This window comes from Streptomyces sp. NPDC051173, assembly GCF_040689515.1.
Taxonomy (GTDB): domain Bacteria; phylum Actinomycetota; class Actinomycetes; order Streptomycetales; family Streptomycetaceae; genus Streptomyces.
On record NZ_JBFBBD010000084.1, the window covers coordinates 15,940 to 29,826 of the forward strand.

Genomic DNA, 13,887 nt, shown 5'->3' on the forward strand with positions numbered 1-13,887 from the left:
TTCGCCGACCCCGGCGAAGGGCCCTTTTTCGCCACTCAACACGGCACTTTGCGGTGCTTGCACACAGTGCACATGTCTTGTGATGCTATGACCGCTTTTGCCGGATGAGTTGACCGTGAAGGGTGGCGTGACCGTGTCGGCCCGTACCGTCCCCGAAGCCCCCCTCCAGCGCGACCAGCCCCCCGCCTCCGCCGAGGCCCACAAGCCCTCCCCCGAGGTGCGCCCGCCCGTTCCCGAGGAGCGGGCGGCCCCCGCCCGCGACGACTCCGGCGACGAGCCCGAGGACCACCCCAGAAGCCGGGGCGCGGACGCCAGGGCGCTGACCCAGGTCCTCTTCAAGGAGTTCGTGACCCTCCAGCCCGGCACGTCCGAACACACGCGCGTACGGGCCGCCCTGATCGAGGCGAACCTCCCGCTGGTGCGCTACGCCGCCGCCCGCTTCCGCAGCCGCAACGAACCCATGGAGGACGTCGTCCAGGTCGGCACGATCGGCCTGATCAACGCCATCGACCGGTTCGACCCCGACCGCGGGGTGCAGTTCCCGACCTTCGCCATGCCGACCGTCGTCGGCGAGATCAAGCGCTACTTCCGCGACAACGTGCGCACCGTGCACGTCCCCCGCCGGCTGCACGAGCTGTGGGTGCAGGTCAACGGCGCGAGCGAGGACCTGACGGTGCTGCACGGACGGACGCCCACCACCGCCGAGATCGCCGAGCGGCTGCGGATCCCCGAGGACGAGGTGCTGGCCTGTATCGAGGCCGGCCGCTCCTACCACGCCACCTCCCTGGAGGCCGCCCAGGAGGGCGACGGCCTGCCCGGCCTGCTGGACCGGCTGGGCTACGAGGACCCGGCGCTCGCCGGGGTCGAACACCGTGACCTCGTGCGCCACCTGCTCGTACAACTGCCGGAGCGCGAACAGCGCATCCTGCTGCTGCGCTACTACAGCAATCTGACGCAGTCCCAGATCAGCGCCGAACTGGGCGTATCCCAGATGCACGTGTCCCGGCTGCTCTCCCGGAGCTTCGCCCGGCTGCGTTCCGCAAATCGAATCGACGCGTAACCCTCACGGGTGAAGACCCTTGAGGCCAGCGGGCAGATATGTCGACTTGACGCTACAGCGTGTTGCCGACATGTGACATTCTGCTGGAACTGCGTTTGCCACAGCCCGGCCTCCGGTATTCAGGTGGAGGCTGAACCCTCGTACGAGGGAAGTTGCTGTGACCCGTCCGCGACCTCAAGGGGGTGGCATGTCCGTAGACCTGGGCAGCGCGAAGGTGCTCGCCAACGACGCACCGCACGCCGTGCTCGACGACTGCGAAGCCATCGACACCCGCACCCTCTCCCGCTCGCTGTTCCTGCGGCTGGCCACGCTCGACCGGGACAGTGCGGAGCGTACGTACGTCCGCGACACCCTCATCGAGCTCAACCTCCCGCTGGTGCGCTACGCCGCTGCCCGCTTCCGCAGCCGCAACGAGCCGATGGAGGACATCGTCCAGGTCGGCACGATCGGCCTGATCAAGGCGATCGATCGTTTCGACTGCGAACGGGGGGTGGAGTTCCCGACCTTCGCGATGCCGACCGTCGTCGGTGAGATCAAACGGTTCTTCCGGGACACGAGTTGGTCGGTGCGCGTGCCGCGCCGGCTCCAGGAGCTGCGCCTGGCCCTCACCAAGGCCAGCGACGAGCTCGCCCAGAAGCTCGACCGCTCCCCCACCGTTCCCGAACTGGCCCTGTGCCTCGGCGTGTCCGAGGACGACGTGGTCGACGGCCTCGCCGTCGGCAACGCCTATACGGCCAGCTCGCTGGACTCGCCGTCCCCCGAGGACGACGGCGGCGAGGGCTCCCTCGCCGACCGGCTGGGTTACGAGGACAGCGCGCTGGAGGGCGTCGAGTACCGCGAGTCCCTCAAGCCCCTGCTGGCCAAGCTGCCGCCGCGGGAGCGGCAGATCATCATGCTGCGCTTCTTCGCCAATATGACGCAGTCGCAGATCGGCGAGGAGGTCGGCATCTCCCAGATGCACGTCTCCCGCCTCCTCACGCGCACGCTCTCGCAGCTGCGCGAAGGGCTCATCGCGGACTGAGAACGGGTTCAGAACGGGTTCAGACGGGTTCAGAACGGGTTCAACGGGGGACCGTTCACCGATATGTACACCTGACGTTGCGTCAGCCACACTGGGCCGATGCGACGGAAGACGATGGTCTCCGCGGCGTTCGCTCTGGTCGCTCTGCTCTCCGGATGCGGTGGCGGCGGCCATGACGCCTATGTCGCGACGGCGGCCGGCCCTGTGGAGGGTACGGTTCCGCCGATGGGCGGCGTGGAACTGATCCCGCTACCGTCCTCGCCCTCGCCCTCACTGAGCTTCCCGAGCTCCCCGGGTGCGCCTTCGCCGAAGACCTCGGCACCGGCCCCGGCCCCGAGCGAGCCGCGGCCCGCACCGGCCGCCCTCCGAGTCGGACCCCTCCACCGCGCGCCGGACCCCGCAGGCCGCCGCTGGTGCGACAAGGTCACGCTGACCTTCACCAACACGGGCACCCGACCGATCACGACCGGCACGGTCACCTTCGCCACACACGTCTTCGACGCGACCGGCACGGAACGGGCGTCGCTCCCCTCTTCCTCCGCGCTCCCCGCTCCGATCGGGGTGGGGCGGTGGGTGGAGGGGGCGTGGAGCGTGTGCGCGGACGAAGGGCGGGTGCCGGTGGGGATGCGGGTGGAGACGCGGGTGGTGTCTGCGGCTGGGGGTGGCTGAGGCGGGGGCGGGTGCGTTGCGCCTGCGGCGGGCGGCCTCAATCGCCGGCCGGGCTGGGTTGGTGGCTGGACCGGGGGTGTGACCTCCGGGCTGAGGACCTGGAACGCGGTGCGTGGCGCTGTCTTACGTGTTGGGTGCTGTGACTACGCACCGCGTTCCAGAACCTCACCCTCCGGCCCCACCCCCTCCGCCGGTGGGTACCTTCACGGCCGGTGGCGCCTTCCTTTTCCGCCGGGTGCGCCGTTCTTTTCTTTTCAGCCCGTTGGGGGCACCTCCCAGCGGTAGCTGGGGGAGTTTGAGGACGCGGCCGCAGGCCGCCCCCGCCGCTGGGGGCACCTCCCAGCGGTAGCTGGGGGAGGCAACGGACCCGCAGCTCGGGGTCTGGGGCAGCGCCCCAGTTTCGGGAAGGGGCGGGGTAGGGGAACAAGCCCGCCGCAGGCGCCAACCGGCCCGCAGACAAGGGGGCTGGGGCGGAGCCCCCCGCGGCGGAGCCGCACAGCAGGCGCAGCCGGGAACAAAGCCGCGCCAAACCCCCGTCGTCAGGAAAGCGCCAGCCAAGCCACCGCCGCCACGACCACCACGATCGCCAGGATCACCGCGGCCGTGACCCCCGTCCGGGACCCGGAAGCCGCGGGCGCGGCCGCGGGAGCTGCGGCTCGGCGCCCACCCCCCGGTGCCTCGTCGACGAACGCGCGGAACATCTGGGTGCTCCCCGCCGGGTCGTAACCCTCGGGGTTCTGCTGGGGGTGCTGATGGGGGTTGGCCATAGGCCAGGACCCTAGCGAAGGAGCCCCGCGTTTCGCGCGCCGGGCCACGTAAAAAGCGCACCCACACCTCCCCCACCTGCCGCTTTACACCTCACCTAGCAGAGCTTGAAGTTTCCTTTACCCGATAAGCCCCTATTTCGTTTGCCTTCAGCAACCAACTTCTGTTCTTATGGTTGCCCTGAGCAACTGAAGTGGAGGCGTCCGTCGAGTGGCCGCACAGGAGCAGTACGAGGAACTCAGCCGCCAGCTCGGGGCCGTCGCCACCGTCCGGCGCGACCTGGGTCGCGCGCTTCCTGCGGAGTGCCCGCCGTCGGCGGCGATGATGCTGGCACTGCTCAAGCAGTGCGGCGAGGTCCGGATGGGCCGGCTCGCCGAACTGCTGGGTATCGACATGTCGGTGACCAGCCGCCACGTCGCGTACGCGGCCGAGCGCGGCTGGCTCGACCGGCACCCCGACCCCCTCGACAAGCGCTCGCGGCTGCTCAGCATCAGCCCTCCGGGGGAGGAACTGCTGGAGCAGGTGTCCGCCCGCTACACCCGGACGCTCGCCGCCTGCCTCAGCGACTGGCCCGACGAGGACGTCGTCCGGCTCACCGAGTTGCTGGGCCGGCTCCGCGAGAGCTTCGGCGGTTGCCGGGTGCGCGCCGCGCAGCCCTAGACGTCTCCGCGGACCGCGCGGACCCCACACACGTACTGACAGGCAGTAAAGGAATTCCATGGCCAAGACCACACCCGCCGGTGTGGGGGGCGGACACACCACGCACGGAGGCCACTCCGGCTCCGACGCCGCCCCCATGACGCACCGCCAGATCATGGAGGCGCTGTCCGGGCTGCTGCTCGGCATGTTCGTCGCGATCCTGTCGTCGACGATCGTCTCCAACGCACTGCCGGAGATCATCCACGATCTGCACGGCAGCCAGTCCTCCCTGACCTGGGTCGTCACGGCATCGCTGCTGGCGATGACCGCGTCCACCCCGCTCTGGGGCAAGCTCTCGGACCTCTTCAGCAAGAAGCTGCTGGTCCAGATAGCCCTGATCATCTACGTCGGTGGTTCCGTCGTGGCCGGTCTCTCCCAGAACACGAGCATGCTGATCGCCTGCCGCGTCGTCCAGGGCATCGGCGTCGGCGGTCTCTCGGCCCTCGCCCAGATCGTCATGGCCGCGATGATCTCCCCGCGTGAGCGCGGGCGTTACAGCGGCTACCTCGGCGCCACCTTCGCCGTCGCGACCGTCGGCGGCCCGCTGCTCGGCGGTGTCATCACCGACACCGACTGGCTCGGCTGGCGCTGGTGCTTCTACGTCGGCGTGCCCTTCGCGATCATCGCGCTGATCGTGCTCCAGAAGACCCTGAAGCTCCCGGTCGTGAAGCGGGACGTCAAGGTCGACTGGCTGGGCGCGTTCTTCATCAGCGCCTCCGTCACCCTGCTGCTGATCTGGGTGACCCTGGCCGGCAAGAACTACGACTGGATCTCCTGGCAGACCTACGCCATGGTCGGCGGCTCGATCGCGCTCGGCGCGCTCTTCGTGCTCGTCGAGTCCAAGGCGGCGGAGCCGATCATCCCGCTGCGGCTGTTCCGCAACAAGACGATCTCCCTCGCCTCGATCGCGAGCCTCTTCGTCGGTGTCGCGATGTTCAGCGGCACGGTGTTCTTCTCGCAGTACTTCCAGCTGGCCCGCGGCAAGACGCCGACGATGTCCGGTGTGATGACGATCCCGATGATCGGCGGCCTGTTCATCTCGTCGACCGTCTCGGGCCAGATCATCACCAAGACGGGCCGCTGGAAGGCGTGGCTGGTCTCCGGTGGTGTGCTGCTGACCGCGGGCCTGGGTCTGCTGGGCACGATGCGCTACGACACCCCGTACTGGCACCTGGCGATCTACATGGCGCTGATGGGCCTCGGCATGGGCATGATGATGCAGAACCTCGTGCTCGCCGCGCAGAACCAGGTCGCCCCGAAGGACCTCGGCGCCGCCAGCTCCGTCGTCACCTTCTTCCGCTCCCTCGGCGGTGCGGTCGGTGTCTCGGCGCTCGGCGCGGTCTTCGCCAACCGGGTCCCGGACTACGTCAAGGACGGCATCACCGCGCTCGGCCCGAAGGCCGCGGCGGCGCTCGGCCAGGGCAACTCCGGCGGCGGCATCCCCAAGCTGTCGGACATGCCCGCCCCGATCCGTGAGGTCTTCGAGAGCGCCTACGGGCACGGCGTCGGCGACGTCTTCCTCTACGCGGCGCCCTGCGCGCTGCTCGCCTTCATCGTGACCCTCTTCATCAAGGAGGTCGCGCTGAAGAGCAAGTCCGGTACGCAGGCGGCCGCCGGGGCCGCGCAGGCGACGGACACCGAGCCGGCCCGGCAGGCCGGCTGACACAAGAACCCCGGCGGCAGGGGCACGGCACGAGCGGAGGCGTGCCCCTGCCGGCGGAAGCCGGGACCTGAACGGCAAGGACGGTCCCGGGCGATGAGCCCCGGTGGGCGGCGCGCGTCAAAGGCAGGGGACGGCCTGCGCGCCACCACCGGGGCTTTGCCGTACGCGGGACAGAGACGGGGCCGAGGCGGGCGGCGGTCAGCGGTCGCGCATGGCCTCGATGCCCGCGATCACCGTCTCCAGGGCGTAGGCGAAGTCCCCTTCGCGCTGCTCCTCCCGGGACTGCGATTCCGCCAGCTCGGCGGCGTCCTTGAACGACTCCTCGTAGTCCTCGCGCTCCGCGACCTCGGCCATCAGCTGCTTGAAGTATTCGTCCTCGGACAGGCCCGCGGCGTTGCAGCGCTCCTTGAACAGCCCCTCGGCCGTGCAGAAGCCGTAGACGAACTGGAAGACGGCCGACAGCGCCCCGGTGATCCGCGCCTCCTCCACGCCGCTGCGCCGGATGACGGCCAGGCAGGCGTTGGTGTACGCCATCGAGCGCGGGCCGATGTTGAGATAGCGGCCCAGCAGCTGGGTGACCCAGGTGTGGCTGGAGAGCATCTTGCGGTACTCCAGGGCGAGGAGGCGCAGCTGGTCGCGCCAGTCCTCGTCCTCCCGGGAGACGTCGGGGACCACCATCGAGCCGTTGATCCCGTCGAGGACGATCTCCAGGAGGTCGTCCTTGGTGTCGACGTACCAATAGACGGACATGGCGGTCACGCCGAGCTCGGCGGCCAGCCGCCGCATCGAGAACTTCGCGAGCCCCTCGGCGTCGAGCAGCCGCACGGTCGCCGCCACGATCCGCTCCAGATCGAGCCCGCCGTCCCCGTCCCCCTTCCGCTTGGGAACCGCCTTCCGTGACAACCAAACACTGGCCCGCGGGCTCTCGGCTCGACTGCTCGCCATGCGGATTCCCTTTCCATTACGGGGTGGTACGTACCGAATGCTAGGCGCTGGCCGAGCGGGTGAATCCGGGGGATCTTGCGACGTCGTCCTCAATCGCCGGACGGGCTGATTTCAGCCCGTGGGGGCACCTCCCAGCGGTAGCTGGGGGAGATTGAGGACGCGCCCCCAGACTTCGTCCGGGGGGACCCCCAAGGGCGCTGGGGTCCGGGGTCTCCCCGGTTTCGGGAAGGGGCGGGGTAGGGGAAAACCCCGTCACCCCACCTCCCGCTCCGCCCTGCGCAAAAGCACCGCCGCCACAACCCCACCCGCGAACACAGCCGCAGCCCCCACCAACTGACTCGCCTGCACGCCGGAGGCAAAGGCGTCACGGATCGCGGCCTGATCAGAAGCGGACGACGCCCGGGAGAGAGCCGCCGGCAGCGAACCCGCCCCCGCCGCCACCGCCGGCACCAGCGCCGCGAAGCGGGAGTTGAGGACGGCGCCGAGCACCGCCACACCGAGACCGTTGCCGCACTCCTGGAGCGTGCCGTTCACACCGGCCCCGACCCCTGCCTTCTCCGGCGGGATCGCGGACATGATCGCGTTGGCCATGGCCGGCATGGAGAGCGCGATGCCGACGCCCATCAGCACCAGGCCCAGGAACATCCCGCCGTATCCGTGCGCGCCGAGCACCGCGATCGACGCGAGCCCCGCGGCGAGCAGTCCCATGCCGCCGGCGATGGCGACGGGCGTGCCCACCTTGGGCAGCAGCCGGGCGCCGACGCCCGTGAGGTTGAGGACGACGATCACCAGCGCGAGCGGCGTCATCCGCAGGCCCGTCTCCAGCGGGTCGTAGCCGAGGACGAGCTGGAGGTGCTGGGTGAGCAGGAAGAACGAGCCGCCCATCCCGAAGGCCACGAGGATGCCGCCCGCGACGGCGCCCACGAACCGGCTGTTGCGGAAGAAGCTCATGTCCAGCATCGGGAAGGGGATGCGCCGCTCCCACAGGGCGAAGGCGGCGAGCGCGACCGCGCCGACGAGGGCCGCGGTCACCACCCGTCCGGACGTCCAGCCGTGCACGGGGCCGGAGATGATCGCGAAGGTGATGCCGGTCATGCCGATGGTGGAGAGGAGCGCGCCGAGGAGGTCCGGCCGGTCGCCGGAGGGGTTCTTCGACTCGGGTACGAGCTTGAGCACGGCCACCAGGCCGACGAGCGCGACCGGCAGGTTGATCAGGAAGATCGAGCCCCACCAGAAGTGGTTGAGCAGCGCGCCGCCGATGAGCGGCCCTGCGGCGAAGCCGAGCGAGCTCACGCCGCCCCACAGGCCGATCGCCTTGGTGCGCTCGTCGTCGTCGAAGACCTGGACGACGACGGCGAGCGTCGTGGTCATCAGCAGCGCCCCGCCTATGCCCATGCCCGCGCGGGCGGCGATGAGCTGCCCGGTGGTCGAGGCGAGTCCGGCGACGAGCGAGCCGATCCCGAAGAGGGCGAGGCCGGTGGCCAGCATCTTCTTGCGGCCGTAGCGGTCGGCGGCGTTGCCCGCGGCGAGCAGCAGGCCGGCCTGCACCAGCGAATAGGCGTTCATCATCCACTGCACGTCCGCGGTGGAGGCGTGCAGTTCCTCGGTGAGGGAGGGGATCGCCACCGTCAGGATCGTGTTGTCCAGGAGGACCGTGAGCTGCGCGAGGCAGATGACGCCGAGGATGAGCCAACGCGCGGGATTGCGCTCGGGTTGTCTCCCGGCGGCGTCGGTGGTGTTCATGGTCGTGGCGGTCACACGGCCCCCCTTGTACGGTGTACGACTGGCTGATGTCGTACACCGTACAAGAACTCCTCTACGCCGTACAACGGCTTTTTTACCGGGCCTTCGTGAGGTCGTAGAACGTGGCCGTGCCGACCGTCACCTTCGCGAAGTGGGCCGTCACCCAGGACGTGATCTCGGCCGAGGGACCGCCGCGGCCCCCGCGCCCGCCGCCCTGCTCGCCGCCCCGGCCGCCGCCCCAGGCGCCGCCCCGCGACTCCCCGGAGGCGATGAACCAGTGCACCTTCCCCGCCTTCACGTACGCCTGGAACTGCCGGAGCGTCGGTGACGGGTCGCTGCCGTTGAAGCCGCCTACGGACATCACCGGCACCTGCGTGGCGAGTTGGTAGCTCGCGGCGTTCTGCGAGCCGACGGCGGCCGCGGGCCAGGTGTAGTCACCGGCGTTCCGTTTCAGCGCGGCGGCCGCGGCGGCGGAGACCTTCTGGCCACCGAGCAGACCGCCCATGCCGCCGGGCATCCCGCCGCCCATCCCACCGGACATGCCGCCGCCCGCCTTACCGTTCCGGCCGAACCCGCTGTGCGCACCGGCCCCTTCCTTGCCGGTGCCGGCCGCACCAGCAGGACCACCGGCCCCACCGGGACCGCCGCCCCGGCCACCCGGCATCCCGCCCGGCGTGAAGTGCCCGCCGCGCCCGCCGAAGTGCCCGCGGCCCAAGGACGGCCCGGCCGTCACGATCGACCCGCCGTGCCCGGTGTTCACGGTGTCGAGCGTGTACGCGAACGGCGCGGCCAGCGCGCTTCCCGCCGCCAGCACGGCGGCACCCCGCGCGAGGACCTTGCCCGAGCGCCGTACGAGCAGCAGCGCGCCGCCCGCGAGGACGCCCGCGGCGAGCACCGCCCACCTCAGCCACGGCAGCCAGTGCGGGGTGCGGTCCAGCAGGACGTACGCCCAGCCGGCCGTGCCCACCGTCACCAGCGCGAGCAGCGGATACGCCTTGCGCTTCCACAGCAGGGCCGCGCCCGCCGCGAAGAGCGCGGACACATAGGGAGCGAGCGCGATGTTGTAGTACTGGTGGAAGATCCCGGACATGAAGCTGAAGATCAGGAAGGTCATCAGCATCGCGCCGCCCCACGCGAGGAACGCGAGCCGCCGCATGCGGTCCCGGCCCTCCGCGCGCCGCAGCAGCCACAGCCCGGCCACCAGCAGCACCAGCGCGGCGGGCAGCAGCCAGGCGATCTGACCGCCCATGTCCGTGCCGAAGAGCCGGGTGATGCCCGTGTCCCCCCACCGGCCGCCGCCCGCGCCGCCACCGCCGCCGACGCTGCCCCTCTCATTGCCGTTGATGCGCCCGAGGCCGTTGTAGCCGAAGGTCAATTCGAGGAAGCTGTTGTGCTGCGAGCCGCCGATGTACGGCCGGGAGGACGCGGGCCACAGTTCCACGGCCGCGACCCACCACCCGCCGGAGACCACCAGGACGAGCCCGGCGAGCAGCAGTTGACGCACCCTGCGCAGCGGGGCGACCGGCGCGCAGCACGCGTAGAGCAGTGCGAGGGGCGGCAGGATCAGCCACGCCTGGAGCGTCTTGGTCAGGAAGCCGAGCCCGAAGCAGAGTCCGGCGAGCAGCAGCCAGCGGGTCCCGGCCGTCTCCAGCGCCCGCAGCACGCACGCCACCGCGCACACCATCAGCAGGCAGAGCAGCGCGTCGGGGTTGTCGAACCGGAACATCAGCGCCGCGACCGGCGTCACCGCCAGCGCCACCCCCGCGAGCAGCCCGGCGGCCTGGCCGAAGTACCGCCGTACGCTCGCGTACAGCACGCCCACGGCCGCGACACCCATCAGCGCCTCGGGCACGAGGATCGCCCACGAACTCAGCCCGAAGATCCGCACGGAGAGGCCCATGGGCCAGAGCGAGGCGGGCGGCTTGTCGACGGTGATGGCACTCGCGGCGTCGGACGCGCCGAAGAAGAACGCTTTCCAGCTGGCGCTGCCGGCTTGGGCGGCGGCGGCGTAGAACGAGTTGGCGTAGCCGGATTTGTCGAGTGCCCAGAGGTAGAGGAGGGCGGTGGCGATCAGCAGCGTCGCGAGTGCGGCCACGTCGCGCCTGCGGCGGGCTTGTTCCCCAGCCCCGCCCCTTCCCGAAACCGGGGCTGCGCGCCCCGGGCCCCCGCCTGCGGGTCCGTTGCCGCCTGCGGCGGGAACGCCTTCCGGGCGTGTCCTCAAACGCCGGACGGGCTGAATTTGCGCACCCACATCAGCCATAACCAGCCCGGGGGCCTGGGGCACGAGCCCCAGTTTCGGGAAGGGCCGGGGCTGGGGAAAGAAGCGCCGCAGGCGAGTCATCGCACACCCCCAGAAACCTCATCCGCCACCGGCGCGAAAACCCAGGCCCGCAGCAGCAGAAACCGAAGAGCCGTAGCCGCCAGATTCGCAGAGAGAAGCACGGCCACCTCCGTCCCATGTGAAGGCGAGCCACTCGCCAGAGAAAGCGCGGCCAGCGACCCACTCGTCAGGGCAAGCCCGATCGCGAAGACGACAAGCCCCTGCGCCTGATGGCGAAGAGCCCGGTCACGCCCACGCACACCGAACGTCAGCCGCCGATTCGCAGCGGTATTCGCGACAGCGGAAAGCAGCAGTGCCAAGGCGTTCGCGGTCTGAGCCCCCGTGCCCGTCCGGAAGAGCGAGTACAGCGCCAGGTAGAGGCAGGTGCTCACCGCCCCGACGAGGCAGAAGCCGACCGCCTGCCGGGCCAGCCCGCGCGGTACGCCCGGCACCGTCCTGTCGCGCGGGTCGTCGCCGAAGGGGCGGCGCAGCCGGTCGAGCGGCAGTGTGCCGGTGGCCAGTGCGCGGCCGACCCGCCAGACGCCCCGCAGGTCGTCGGTGGCGGTGCGGACGATGTGCACGGAGCTGTCGGGGTCGTCGACCCAGTCGACGGGCACCTCGTGGATCCGCAGGCCCGCCCGCTCGGCGAGCACGAGGAGTTCCGTGTCGAAGAACCAGCCGGTGTCCTCGACCAGCGGCAGCAGCCGGTCGGCGACGTCCTTGCGGATCGCCTTGAAGCCGCACTGCGCGTCGGAGAAGCGGGCGGCGAGCCCGGTCCGCAGGATGAGGTTGTAGGCCCGGGAGATGAACTCCCGCTTCGTTCCCCGCACCACCCGCGAACCGCCCGCCAGCCGCGACCCGATGGCGAGGTCGGAGTGGCCGGAGATCAGCGGGGCGACGAGCGGGAGCAGGGCCTTGAGGTCGGTCGACAAGTCGACGTCCATATAGGCGAGCACCGGCGCGTCCGACAGCGTCCACACCGTGCGCAGCGCCCGCCCGCGCCCCTTCTGCTCCAGCCGGACGGCGGTGACCTCCTCGATGGTGTCGTCGAGGAAGGCGGACACCTCGGGCGTGCGGTCGGTGCTGGCGTTGTCGGCGATGGTGATCCGGAAGCCGTACGGGAAGGTGTCCGTGAGGTGCGCGTGGAGGCGGCGTACGCAACTCTCCAGGTCATCCTGTTCGTTGTGGACGGGGATCACGACGTCGAGCACCGTCACGGCCCGTTCCGCGGACAGCGGGGCGCGGGCCGGGAGGGCCGCGCCGAGAGGTGGCTGGGTCATGGGCCGACCCTTCCGGCCGCCGCTGTCCCACCCGTGTGGTCAGCCTGTGGGCGGGCTGTGAATGCCCTTGTCCCGCCGGGGCAGTTCGACGGTGAAGACCGTACGGCCGGGCACGCTGTCCACGCCGACCCGCCCGCCGTGCGCGGCGACGACCGCGCGCACGATCGCGAGCCCGAGGCCCGTGCCGCCGCCCGCGCGCGACCGCGAGGCGTCCCCGCGCGCGAACCGTTCGAAGACGTGCGGGAGCAGCTCCGCGGGGATGCCGGGCCCGTCGTCCTCGATCTCCAGCACGGCGTACGGGCCGGCCTCGCGCACCCGGGCGGTGACGGTGGTGCCCCGCGGTGTGTGCGTGCGGGCGTTGGCGAGGAGGTTGACCAGCACCTGGTGGAGGCGGGCGGGGTCGCCGCGGATCTCGGCGGGTTCGGCGGGCAGGTCCAGGCGCCACTTGTGGTCCGGCCCGGCGGCCCGCGCGTCGCTCACGGCGTCGACGGCGAGCGGCGAGAGGTCGAGCTCGTCGTGGGCCAGCGGGCGCCCGGCGTCGAGGCGCGCGAGCAGCAGCAGGTCCTCGACCAGCCCGGTCATCCGGTGCGCCTCGGACTCGATGCGGCCCAGCGCGTGCCGGGTCGCGGGCCCGGTCTCCTCGCCGCCCCGGCGGGTGAGCTCGGCGTAGCCGCGGATGGAGGCGAGCGGCGTACGGAGTTCGTGGCTTGCGTCGGCGACGAACTGCCGTACGCGCGTCTCGCTCTCCTGACGTGCGGTCAGTGCCGAACCGACGTGCCCCAGCATCCTGTTGAGCGCCGCGCCGACCTGCCCGACCTCCGTACGCGGATCCGCCTCGGCGTCCGGGACCCGCTCGTGGAGGGCCACCTCGCCGCTGTGCAGGGGCAGTTCGGAGACGCGGGTGGCGGTGGCGGCGACGCGGCGCAGCGGCCGCAGGGCGATCCCTACGTTCGCGGCCCCGGCGATGCCCGCGGCGACGAGCCCGGCGGCGGTGACGCAGACCTCCACCAGGATGAGCGTGTCGAGCGTGTCCTGGGCGACGGTGGTGGGGATGCCCACGAGATACGACATCTCCCCGTCCCCGGACACGACGGACATCGCCCGGAAGGATCCCCGCCCCGGCAGCTCCACGTCGTGCGGCCGCCCGTCCCGCCCGAGCCGCCCGAGCGCGGCGCGCTGCCCGTCGGTGAGCGGGTCGAGCACGGGCCGGGGGAACCCGGCGGCACTGACGGCGGCGTCCTTCAGCCCGCCCCCGTCGGTGACGGCCCCCACGGTCCCGATGGGCTGCCCTCCTGCCCGCAGGAACTCCAGCGGATCGTCGTCATGCGGATCGAACCGGTGCCCTCCGGGCGGCCCGGCGGCTCTCCTCGCCACTTCCTTGAGCTGGGTGTCGAGCTGCCCGTAGAGATAGCTGCGCAGCACGATGGTGGTGACGGTGCCGATGACTGCGCAGACGACGGCGACGAGGGTGACGGTGGCGACGACGAGCCGCGTCCGCAACGACCACGGCCTGCGGCGGGCTTTCTGCTTCACCTTGCTCCTTCGTCTGCGGGTCTGTTGCGCCTGCGGCGGGCTTTTTCCCCAGCCCCGCCCCTTCCCGGAACTGGGGGCAAGCCCCCAGACCCCCGAACCGCACGCTGGCCACGGTCCGCACCATCCAGCCCGTCCGGCGTTTGAGCCCAGGCGACGCATCTGGCCGGAGATCTGCCCGCCGGACTCGGC

The 13,887-nt window shown here is 71.1% G+C and carries 11 protein-coding genes; 5 read left to right on the forward strand and 6 right to left on the reverse strand.

Translation table 11 applies throughout. The features are described 5' to 3' along the window. Window positions 1–133: 133 nt before the first annotated feature. The 3 genes from AB0435_RS29525 to AB0435_RS29535 all read left to right on the forward strand — a co-directional run bounded on the left by AB0435_RS29525 (window position 134) and on the right by AB0435_RS29535 (window position 2,750). Complete coding sequence (locus AB0435_RS29525) at window positions 134–1,060, forward strand: SigB/SigF/SigG family RNA polymerase sigma factor (protein WP_366006962.1); 927 nt, start codon at window positions 134–136, stop codon at window positions 1,058–1,060. Window positions 1,061–1,247: 187 nt separating this feature from the next. After that, window positions 1,248–2,081, forward strand: a complete 834-nt coding sequence (locus AB0435_RS29530) for an RNA polymerase sigma factor SigF (protein WP_116212976.1) — start codon at window positions 1,248–1,250, stop codon at window positions 2,079–2,081. A 99-nt stretch (window positions 2,082–2,180) separates the two neighbouring features. Beyond that, the gene (locus AB0435_RS29535; protein WP_366006961.1) at window positions 2,181–2,750 is read left to right on the forward strand and encodes a hypothetical protein; all 570 of its coding nucleotides are present in this window, start codon (window positions 2,181–2,183) and stop codon (window positions 2,748–2,750) included. Window positions 2,751–3,289: 539 nt separating this feature from the next. Here the strand turns inward: AB0435_RS29535 and AB0435_RS29540 are convergent. Next, window positions 3,290–3,517, reverse strand: coding sequence for a hypothetical protein (locus AB0435_RS29540; protein WP_366006960.1), 228 nt, complete (start codon window positions 3,515–3,517; stop codon window positions 3,290–3,292). Window positions 3,518–3,725: 208 nt separating this feature from the next. On the opposite strand from AB0435_RS29540, the gene AB0435_RS29545 reads away from it, so the two are divergent. Beyond that, complete coding sequence (locus tag AB0435_RS29545; RefSeq protein WP_366006959.1) at window positions 3,726–4,175, forward strand: MarR family winged helix-turn-helix transcriptional regulator; 450 nt, start codon at window positions 3,726–3,728, stop codon at window positions 4,173–4,175. A gap of 58 nt (window positions 4,176–4,233) precedes the next feature. Beyond that, window positions 4,234–5,877: an MDR family MFS transporter gene (locus AB0435_RS29550; protein WP_366006958.1), complete on the forward strand. Its 1,644-nt coding sequence runs from the start codon at window positions 4,234–4,236 to the stop codon at window positions 5,875–5,877. A gap of 198 nt (window positions 5,878–6,075) precedes the next feature. Here AB0435_RS29550 and AB0435_RS29555 read toward each other — a convergent pair whose 3' ends face one another. From AB0435_RS29555 to AB0435_RS29575, 5 genes are all read right to left on the reverse strand, one after another. After that, window positions 6,076–6,822: a TetR/AcrR family transcriptional regulator gene (locus AB0435_RS29555; protein WP_366428364.1), complete on the reverse strand. Its 747-nt coding sequence runs from the start codon at window positions 6,820–6,822 to the stop codon at window positions 6,076–6,078. Window positions 6,823–7,074: 252 nt separating this feature from the next. Continuing rightward, a complete protein-coding gene (locus AB0435_RS29560) occupies window positions 7,075–8,565 on the reverse strand; it encodes an MFS transporter (protein WP_366006982.1) in 1,491 nt (496 codons plus the stop codon). Between the two features lie 94 nt (window positions 8,566–8,659). Next, complete coding sequence (locus tag AB0435_RS29565; RefSeq protein WP_366006956.1) at window positions 8,660–10,660, reverse strand: glycosyltransferase family 39 protein; 2,001 nt, start codon at window positions 10,658–10,660, stop codon at window positions 8,660–8,662. Window positions 10,661–10,902: 242 nt separating this feature from the next. Further along, window positions 10,903–12,165, reverse strand: a complete 1,263-nt coding sequence (locus tag AB0435_RS29570; RefSeq protein WP_366006955.1) for a bifunctional glycosyltransferase family 2/GtrA family protein — start codon at window positions 12,163–12,165, stop codon at window positions 10,903–10,905. A 39-nt stretch (window positions 12,166–12,204) separates the two neighbouring features. Next, window positions 12,205–13,698 carry a HAMP domain-containing sensor histidine kinase gene (locus AB0435_RS29575; RefSeq protein WP_366006954.1) on the reverse strand — a complete coding sequence of 498 codons (1,494 nt, stop codon included), beginning with the start codon at window positions 13,696–13,698 and terminating at the stop codon, window positions 12,205–12,207. Window positions 13,699–13,887 lie beyond the last annotated feature (189 nt).

Excerpts from the sequence above, each read along its gene's own strand:
- AB0435_RS29530 (WP_116212976.1), top strand. The coding sequence starts at position 1,248 with ATGTCCGTAGACCTGGGCAGCGCGAAGGTGCTCGCCAACGACGCACCG.
- AB0435_RS29535 (WP_366006961.1), top strand. The coding sequence starts at position 2,181 with ATGCGACGGAAGACGATGGTCTCCGCGGCGTTCGCTCTGGTCGCTCTG.
- AB0435_RS29540 (WP_366006960.1), bottom strand. The coding sequence starts at position 3,517 with ATGGCCAACCCCCATCAGCACCCCCAGCAGAACCCCGAGGGTTACGAC.
- AB0435_RS29550 (WP_366006958.1), top strand. The coding sequence starts at position 4,234 with ATGGCCAAGACCACACCCGCCGGTGTGGGGGGCGGACACACCACGCAC.
- AB0435_RS29555 (WP_366428364.1), bottom strand. The coding sequence starts at position 6,822 with ATGGCGAGCAGTCGAGCCGAGAGCCCGCGGGCCAGTGTTTGGTTGTCA.
- AB0435_RS29560 (WP_366006982.1), bottom strand. The coding sequence starts at position 8,565 with ATGAACACCACCGACGCCGCCGGGAGACAACCCGAGCGCAATCCCGCG.
- AB0435_RS29570 (WP_366006955.1), bottom strand. The coding sequence starts at position 12,165 with ATGACCCAGCCACCTCTCGGCGCGGCCCTCCCGGCCCGCGCCCCGCTG.